Raw genomic sequence first — 8,596 nt, 5'->3', positions numbered from 1 at the left:
CCTCGGGCCCGGCCGCCGCGCGGCCCATCGACCGGGGCCCGCGCCCGACGGGGCGGGGCGGGTACGCCGGTCGCCTTCCCATCGACGCAGGAGAGGTCCGGTGGCATGACACCCAGCCATCCAGTCCTGACCATGACCGGGATCAGCAAGTCCTTTCCCGGGGTACGCGCACTCGACCACGTGGACTTCCGCCTCTTTCCGGGCGAGGTCCACGCCCTGATGGGTGAGAACGGCGCCGGCAAGTCGACCCTGATCAAGGTGCTGACCGGTGTCTACGGCACCGACGAGGGCACCGTCACGCTCGACGGCGAGCAGGTCTCGTTCACCGGCCCGATGCAGGCCACCGCCGCCGGAGTGAGCACCGTCTATCAAGAGGTCAACCTGTGCACCAACCTCTCGGTGGCGGAGAACATCTTCATCGGCCGGGAACCCCGCCGGCTCGGCGCGGTGCGCTGGGGCGAGATGCGCCGCCGGGCCCGCGCGCTGCTGGCCCGGCTGGATCTGGACATCGACGTCAACACGCAGCTCGGCGGCTATTCGCTGGCCGTGCAGCAGATGGTGGCGATCGCCCGCGCCATCGACATCAAGGCCCGGGTCCTGGTCCTCGACGAACCGACCTCCAGTCTCGACGCCGGTGAGGTGGCGCAGCTGTTCCGGGTCATGCGGCAGCTGCGCGACGACGGCATCGCGATCCTCTTCGTCACCCACTTCCTCGACCAGGTCTACGGCATCGCGGACCGGATCACCGTGCTGCGCAACGGCCAGCTCGTCGGGGAGTACCCGACGAGCGAGCTGCCCCAGCTCAGCCTGGTCGAGAGGATGATCGGCAAGGAACTGCGCGTGCTGGAACGGCTCGACGAGCAGCCCCGGGGCGGCGTCGCCGACCGGGCCGAGGGCGCGCCGCTGCTGGACGTACGCGAGCTGGGCCGCCGCTCGGCGGTGGCGCCCTTCAGCCTGACCATTCGGAAGGGGGAGGTGGTCGGCCTCGCCGGCCTGCTCGGCTCGGGCCGTACCGAGGTGGCGCGGCTGCTGTTCGGCGCGGACCGGCCCGACCACGGCAGCGTCCGGGTGGACGGTACCCCCGCCGCACTGCGTACGCCGGTGGCCGCGATCGGCCACGGCATCGGCTTCTGCTCGGAGAACCGACGGGCCGAGGGCATCATCGCCGAGCTGTCCGTGCGGGAGAACATCATCCTCGCCCTGCAGGCGGCCCGGGGCTGGCTGCGGCCCGTTCCCCGGCGCAGGCAGGACGAGCTGGTCGAACGGTACGTGCGGGCGCTGAGCATCCGGCCGGCGGACCCGGACATCCCGGTCGGCAACCTTTCGGGCGGCAACCAGCAGAAGGTGCTGCTCGCGCGCTGGCTCATCACGGAGCCTCGCCTGCTGATCCTCGACGAGCCGACCCGAGGCATCGACATCGGCGCCAAGACCGAGATCCAGCGGCTGGTGGCCGAGCTCTCCGACGGCGGCATGGCGGTGCTGTTCGTCTCCGCCGAGTTGGAGGAGGTGCTCCGCCTCAGCCACCGGATCGCCGTGATGCGGGACCGCGAGATGGTCGCGCAACTCACCAACGACCAGAACGTCGACGCCGACCGGATCATGCAGCGGATCGCCGCCGGCGCGGGGCACGAGGAGGTGCCGTCATGAGCAACCGCACGGCCGGCTACCGGGCGTTGACGACCCACCGGCTCTTCTGGCCCGTCGTCGTCCTGGTCGTCATGCTGGTCGCCAACACCGTCTACCGGCCCGGGTTCCTGTCGGTCCAGCTGCGCGACGGCCACCTGTACGGCAGCCTGATCGACATCCTGCGGTTGAGCGCGCCGCTGATCCTGGTCGCGCTCGGCATGACGCTGGTGATCGCCACCGGCGGCATCGACCTGTCGGTCGGCTCGCTCTGCGCGATCAGCGGTGCCATCGCCTGCCTCTACATCAGCCGGCAACCCGACCAGAACAGCCTCGGTGGGGTGCTGACCGCGCTCGCCCTCGGGCTGGCGGTGGCCCTGGTGCTCGGGGCCTGGAACGGGGTCCTGGTCGCGGTCATCGGCATCCAGCCGATCATCGCCACGCTGATCCTCATGGTCGCCGGCCGGGGCCTCGCCCAGCTGATCACCGAGGGGCAGATTCTCACCATCAACTCCGACCCGTACAAGGCCATCGGCGTGGGACACCTGCTGACCCTGCCGCTGGCCATCTTCGTGGCCCTCGCCGTGGCCCTGCTGGTGGCCGCGGTGACCCGGCGGACCGCCCTCGGCCTGATCATCGAGTCGGTCGGCGGCAACGCCCGGGCCAGCCGCCTGGCCGGCATCCGGTCCGCGCGGATCACGTTCCTCGTCTACGTGATCAGCGCGGCCTGCGCCGCGGTCGCCGGCTTCATGATGACGGCCAACGTGTCCAGCGCCGACGGCAACGCGGCCGGCCTCTGGGTCGAACTCGACGCCATCCTCGCCGTGGTCATCGGCGGCACCTCCCTCGCCGGCGGCCGGTTCTCCCTCGGCGGCACCATCCTGGGCGCGCTGCTCATCCAGACCCTCACCACCACGGTGTACGCCATGAACATCTCACCGCAGACCTCGCTGCTGTTCAAGGCGGTCGTGGTCATCGCGGTCTGCCTCATCCAGGCACCGGGCTTCCGGGCCCGGTTCGCTCGCCGCCGGGGTCCGGCGGCCGCCCCCGCCGCCGTTTCCGAGCAGCCGAAGGAGCAGGTGCCGGCATGACCACCCTGTCCCTGTTGACCACCCGTACCTGGTCGCGGCTGCCCCGGCGGCACGTCCCGGTCCTGGCCACCCTCGCCCTGCTGCTCGTCCTCTACGGCGTGGGCGTCTCCCAGTACCGCGCGTTCTCCAACATCCAGGTGGTCTTCAACGTCTTCATCGACAACGGCTTCCTGCTCGTCGTCGCGGTCGGGATGACCTTCGTGATCCTCACCGGCGGGATCGACCTCTCCGTCGGCTCGGTCGTCGCGATGACCGCGATGGTCTCGGCGTTCCTGCTGAAGGAGGGGCTGCCCGCGGCGCTGGTGCTGCTCATCGCGCTGCTCATCGGCCCCACGCTCGGGTTCCTCATGGGCTGCGTGATCCACTTCTTCGACATCCAGCCGTTCATCGTCACCCTCGCCGGGATGTTCTTCGCCCGCGGCATGTGCACCTTCATCAGCGGCTCGTCCATCCCGATCAACGACGGGTTCTGGACCAGAATGTCGCAGGCACGGATCGGGAACCCCAGCGGCAACTTCGTCTCGATCAGCGTGCTGATCGCCTTCGCGGTGGTCGCCGTCGCCGCGTACACGCTGGCCTACACCCCGCTGGGCCGCAACGTGTACGCCGTCGGCGGCAACCCGCAGTCGGCGCTGCTGATGGGGCTGCCGGTGAGGCGGACCCGGATCGCCGTCTACACCATCAGCGGCCTCTGCGCGGCGATCGGCGGCATCCTGCTCTCCTTCTACACGCTCTCCGGCGCCCCGCTGATCGCGGTCGGCATGGAGCTGGACGTCATCGCCGCCGTGGTCATCGGCGGCACCGTGCTCACCGGCGGCTCCGGCTATGTCTTCGGCACGGTGCTGGGGGTGCTGGTCCTCGGGGTCATCCAGACGCTGATCACCTTCGACGGCAGCCTCAACTCCTGGTGGACCAAGATCGTGATCGGCGGCCTGCTCTTCGCGTTCATCCTGCTCCAACGTCTGATCGGAATCCGCTACCAGTGACCGACCATCTCGCGGAAGGCAACTCCATGGCAACGCAGGCTGAGCCTGAGATCTGGTTCCTGACCGGCAGTCAGGCCATGTACGGCGAGGACACCCTCCGCCAGGTGGCCGACCAGTCGCGGCAGATCGCGGCGGCGCTCGACGACTCGCCGCACATCCCCGCCCGGGTCGTCTGGAAACCGGTCCTGACCACCAGCGGCGACATCCTGCGGGTCTGCCGGGACGCGGCCGGACAGGGAGCGATCGGTGTGATCGCCTGGATGCACACGTTCTCACCGGCAAAGATGTGGATCGCCGGCCTGGACGCGCTGCGGACGCCGTTGCTGCACCTGCACACCCAGGCCAACGTCCTGCTGCCCTGGGACGAGATCGACATGGACTTCATGAACCTCAATCAGGCGGCGCACGGCGACCGGGAGTTCGGGTTCATCCAGACCCGGCTCGGGGTGGCCCGCAAGACCGTCGCCGGGCACGTCACGGACCCGCGGGTGGTGTCCCGGGTGGCCGCCTGGGCCCGGGCGGCCATCGGCTGGTCGGCGATGCGGTCGCTGCGGCTGGCCCGCTTCGGCGACAACATGCGGGACGTGGCGGTGACCGAGGGCGACAAGGTGGAGGCGGAACTGCGCTTCGGTGTCTCGGTGAACACCTACGGGGTCAACGACCTCGTCCGGGTGGTCGGGGAGGTCACCGACGCGCAGGTGGACGACCTGGTCAAGGAGTACGACGACAGCTACCGGATGGTGCCCGAGCTGCGCGCCGGCGGCGACCGGCACGAGTCCCTGCGCTACGCCGCCCGCCTGGAGCTCGGGTTGCGGGCGTTCCTCCAGGCCGGTGGGTTCCGCGCCTTCACCACCAACTTCGAGGACCTGGGCGGCCTGCGCCAGCTGCCCGGCATCGCGGTGCAGCGCCTGATGGCCGACGGCTACGGCTTCGGCGGGGAGGGCGACTGGAAGACCTCGGTCCTGGTACACACCCTCAAGGCGATGGCGGTCGGCGTCGACGGTGGCACCTCGTTCATGGAGGACTACACCTACGACCTCACCCCGGGCCGGGAACTCGTCCTGGGCGCGCACATGCTCGAGGTGTGCCCGTCCATCGCCGCGGATGTGCCCGCCGTGGAGATCCATCCGCTGAGCATCGGCGGGCGGGAGGATCCCGTGCGGCTCGTCTTCGACGCCGAGCCCGGTCCCGCGGTCGTGCTCGGTCTGGCCGACATGGGGGAGCGGTTCCGCCTGGTCGCCAACGAGGTCGACGTGGTGGCGCCGCCGTATCCGCTGCGCCGGCTGCCGGTGGCCCGGGCGGTCTGGCGTCCCCGCCCGCACCTGGCCGGGTCGGCCGAGGCGTGGATCACCGCCGGCGCCCCGCACCACACGGTGCTGTCCCGGGCGGTGGGGGTGGAGGAGCTGCACGACCTGGCCGAGATGAGCCGGACCGAGCTGGTCGTCATCGACGCCGACACGGACCCGCGCCGCTTCGCCGCGGAGATCCGCTGGAACCAGGCGTACTACCGGCTCGCCCGGGGGTTCTGAGCCGGCCTGCCGGAAACCCGGCCCGGAGCCGTCCCCGAGGAGGGCGACGGATCCGGGCCGGGCCGGCGGTCAGGCGACGGTGCAGCTGGGCGTACCCGACGGGCCGACGCCGGTGCCCTGGAAGCCGAAGTCGGTGCCGCCTCCGGCGCCGAGCTGGCCGTTGTAGTCGACGTTGCGGAAGTTCACCGTGCCGGTGGTGCCGCTGGCCTGCGCGCTCCAGGTGCCGGTGACGACCGTGCCGGACGGCAGGGTGATCCGTACGGTCCACCCGCTGATCGCGCTGGCACCGGCGGTGACGTGCACGTTGGCGACGAAGCCGCCGGTCCAGGACTGCAGCGACAGGCTCGCCGCGCAGCCGCTGCCCGAGGGCGGCGGGGTGGTGCTGGGCGGCGGCGTCGTGCTGGGCGGCGGCGTGGTGGTCCCGCCGGCGTTGAGGGCGTTCAGGACGGCGGTGTATGCGGGTTTCTTGTTGCCGTTGCTGTCGAAGAGCAAGGGGTTGTCTCCGCTGCGCCAGGAGTCGTTGTCGCGGACGCCCCAGGTGGTGATGCCGGTGCAGCGGGTGACGGCGAGGCAGGCCTTGGTCACCGACCCGTACATGGTGGCTTGGTTGGTGCCCTGGGTGATGTCGAGTTCGGTGATCTGGACGTCGACGCCGAGGTCGGCGAAGCGTTGGAGGTTGGCTTGGTAGTCGGCGGGCAGGGTGGTGCCGAGGTGGGATTGGAAGCAGACGCAGTCGATGGGTACGCCGCGGGTTTTGAAGTCGCGGACCATGTTGTAGATGGCGGTGGATTTCGGGTTGATTCCGTCGGTGTTGTAGTCGTTGTAGCAGAGTCTGGCGGTGGGGTCGGCGGTGCGGGCGGTGCGGAAGGCGACTTCGATCCAGTCGTTGCCGGTGCGTTGGAGGTTGGAGTCGCGGCGGGCGCCGCTGGTGCCGTCGGCGAAGGCTTCGTTGACGACGTCCCAGGCGTAGATCTGGCCGCGGTAGTGGGTGGCGACCTGGGTGACGTGGTTGGTCATGGCCGACCGTAGGGCGCTGCCGGAGAGGTTCTGTGCCCAGGCGGGCTGCTGGGCGTGCCAGAGCAGGGTGTGGCCGCGGACCTTCATGCCGTGGGCCTGGGCGTGGGCGACGATCTGGTCGCCGCCGGTGTAGCGGAACTGGTTCTGGGACGGTTCGGTGGCGTCCCACTTCATCTCGTTCTCCGGCGTGACCGCGTTGAACTCCCGGTCGAGGATGCCGGTGAACTGGCTGTCCGACAGCTTGAACGCCGGGACGGCGGCACCGAAGTAACGGCCCTTCTCCGCGGCGGCCGAGCCGAGGGTGGTGCCGGCATGCGCGGTGGTCGCCGCCGCGATCGTGGCGACGACCGTGGCGATCGCCGCGCCGACGGGTATCAGCGCCCGGCCCCGCGAGCGGGATCCGGTGGCGCGGTGGTGGGGACGGTGGTCCATGGGGTGCTGCCTTTCCGGGTGGGGGCCCCGGGGGCGGGGGGGCCCCCCCCCCGGCCCCCGCCCCCCCCCCCCCCCCCCGCGCCCCCGGCCCCCCCCCGCCCGGGGGCCCCCCCCCGCCGGCCCGCCGTGCTCCGGGCGCTCACCCGCGCCGAGCGGGTGCCGGCCGGCGTCACCGCCTGCCGACACACGGGCGGCGCCCCCGGGTCGGGAGCGCCGCCGCGAGGCCGGGCGGGTCAGCCGTCCAGACCGACGGGGGAGTCCGGGCGGTCCACGTCCACGAACTCGATCTCGTCCAGCTCCTGGGCCCGCGAGCCGGCGGCCCGGGCAGCGGTCCCGGCGGCCCAGCCGAGCGCCGCGCCGGCCAGGGCCGCGGCGATCAACAGGGTCCAGGGCAGCGCCGGCCGGCGGCCCGCCAGGGCGTCGAAGGCCAGGCCGGCCCGGCGGCGGGCCTCCTCGGCGGCGGAACCGACCAGGCCGGTGGCGTCGTCGGCCAGCCCCGAGCCGTTGCGGCGGGCGGAGCGGGCGGCGTCCTTGACGCTGTCCCCAGCGGAGTCGAGCGCGGAGACGAGTTGCTGCCACGCCTGGTCGGCGATCCGCTCGGGCCTGCTCCGGCGGTCCAGCAGAGTGCTTCCGAACATCGTGTTACCTCCTCGGGGTGCCGGAGCCCGGCGGGGGGTCGGGCTCCGGTGCTCATCCGGCGCGTGACGGTCTGCTCACGGCCCAGTGCCCACCCGGGACCCGGCACAAACCACTCCCGCCGCCCCCACCACCCCCGAACGGCGCAGGCCAGGAGGAAGCCGCCGAACGCGCCGGGGTCGGCTGCGAGCCGGACGAGCGGGATACCGCTACCCTGGGTCGGCGGATCGGCCGGGCCCGGTCGGTCGTTGAAGATTCAGACAACTTGTCGCAGGAAAATAGGAACTCGAAGCTCCGGATTGGGATGCCCAGGTGTGCCCAGTCCGCGAATTGCTCATCCCGAGGGGTGGCGACCGAGGCCGTCAGAGGAATACTCTCGGTCGCGGCCCGCGTACTGATGAGGCGCCCGTACGGGCGAGTGGAGGTGCTCGCGTGAGCCTGTCGATCGTGAAGTCGGTTGTGCCGGGTGGTGTCATCCAGATCGCCCCGCGGGGCGAGATCGACGTCGACACCGCGTACGAGGTACGGGAAGCGATCGCCGAGGTGCTCGCCAAGGGCCGTCCGTCCCGGATCGAGCTGAACATGCGGTTGGTCACGTTCATCGACTCCGTCGGCATCAGCGCCATGGTGGCCGGTTTCCAGACCTGCGAGGTCAGCGGCGTGAAGCTGGTGGTCACCGAGCCGAGCCGCTTCGTGCACCGGCAGCTCTGGGTCACCGGCCTGCTCGGCCTCTTCGGCGCTCCCGAGCCCTACTTCGCCGACAGCGGCTCCGAGGTCCTGCCCGGCGCCTGAGCCGCGCTCAGTCCCCGAGGCCGGACAGGTCCACGTCGGCGACCTCGGTCACCGCCCGGACGGCGGTGACGCAGGCGTACCCGGCGGCGAGCAGGGCCAGGTCGGTGCCGGGTTGGACGGACTGCCCCGGTTCCTCCAGCGAGGTACGGACGAAGCCGTGGCCGGTCTCGGCGACCGTCATCTGCACCTGACCGAAACTGGCCAGCGAGCCCCGCCGGACCCCGCGCAGCCGCCCGTGCGGCAGGTCGGGTGCGTTGACGTTGAGGACGCTCTCCACCGGCCCAGCCAGCAGCCGGGGCAGCAGGTCCAGGGCCACCCGGGCGCTGGAGCAGGGCGCGGTCGGCCTCTCCTCCGGCCTCACCTACACCCCCGGCATGTACGCGAACGACGCCGAACTGACCGAGCTGTGCCGGGTGGTGGCGTCCTACGGCGGCTACTACTGCCCCCACCACCGCTCCTACGGCGCGGTGACGGCTCCCGGCTGCCGATC

8 protein-coding genes are annotated in these 8,596 nt (G+C 71.4%); 5 read left to right on the top strand and 3 right to left on the bottom strand.

What is annotated here, in order from left to right; genetic code table 11:
* Positions 1-105 precede the first annotated feature (105 nt).
* The 4 genes from ACWEVO_RS21770 to araA are packed head-to-tail and all read left to right on the top strand — an operon-like array spanning position 106 to position 5,229.
* Complete coding sequence (locus ACWEVO_RS21770) at positions 106-1,647, top strand: sugar ABC transporter ATP-binding protein (RefSeq protein WP_452309365.1); 1,542 nt, start codon at positions 106-108, stop codon at positions 1,645-1,647.
* On the top strand, positions 1,644-2,714 hold the full coding sequence (locus tag ACWEVO_RS21765) for an ABC transporter permease (protein WP_452309364.1): 1,071 nt from the start codon (positions 1,644-1,646) through the stop codon (positions 2,712-2,714). Before ACWEVO_RS21770 ends, ACWEVO_RS21765 begins: the two co-directional genes overlap by 4 nt.
* Complete coding sequence (gene yjfF / locus ACWEVO_RS21760; protein ID WP_452309363.1) at positions 2,711-3,700, top strand: galactofuranose ABC transporter, permease protein YjfF; 990 nt, start codon at positions 2,711-2,713, stop codon at positions 3,698-3,700. Before ACWEVO_RS21765 ends, yjfF begins: the two co-directional genes overlap by 4 nt.
* Positions 3,701-3,726: 26 nt before the next feature.
* Entirely contained in the window at positions 3,727-5,229 is a 1,503-nt protein-coding gene (araA, locus tag ACWEVO_RS21755) for an L-arabinose isomerase (RefSeq protein WP_452309362.1), read from the top strand.
* Positions 5,230-5,298: 69 nt separating this feature from the next.
* Here the strand turns inward: araA and ACWEVO_RS21750 are convergent, their stop codons facing one another.
* Together ACWEVO_RS21750 and ACWEVO_RS21745 are read right to left on the bottom strand one after the other, a co-directional pair.
* Complete coding sequence (locus tag ACWEVO_RS21750; RefSeq protein ID WP_452309361.1) at positions 5,299-6,678, bottom strand: endo-1,4-beta-xylanase; 1,380 nt, start codon at positions 6,676-6,678, stop codon at positions 5,299-5,301.
* A gap of 233 nt (positions 6,679-6,911) precedes the next feature.
* Complete coding sequence (locus ACWEVO_RS21745) at positions 6,912-7,316, bottom strand: hypothetical protein (RefSeq protein WP_452309360.1); 405 nt, start codon at positions 7,314-7,316, stop codon at positions 6,912-6,914.
* Positions 7,317-7,746: 430 nt separating this feature from the next.
* Between ACWEVO_RS21745 and ACWEVO_RS21740 the strand changes: the two genes are divergently transcribed.
* Positions 7,747-8,106, top strand: a complete 360-nt coding sequence (locus ACWEVO_RS21740; RefSeq protein ID WP_452309359.1) for an STAS domain-containing protein — start codon at positions 7,747-7,749, stop codon at positions 8,104-8,106.
* 7 nt (positions 8,107-8,113) lie between these two features.
* Here ACWEVO_RS21740 and ACWEVO_RS21735 read toward each other — a convergent pair whose 3' ends face one another.
* On the bottom strand, positions 8,114-8,467 hold the full coding sequence (locus ACWEVO_RS21735; protein ID WP_452309358.1) for a hypothetical protein: 354 nt from the start codon (positions 8,465-8,467) through the stop codon (positions 8,114-8,116).
* Positions 8,468-8,596: the final 129 nt, after the last annotated feature.

The sequence above is a fragment of the Micromonospora sp. NPDC003776 genome (assembly GCF_053605645.1).
Note: the sequence above shows the minus strand (reverse complement) of the source record. Positions and strands in the feature narration are given on the sequence as shown.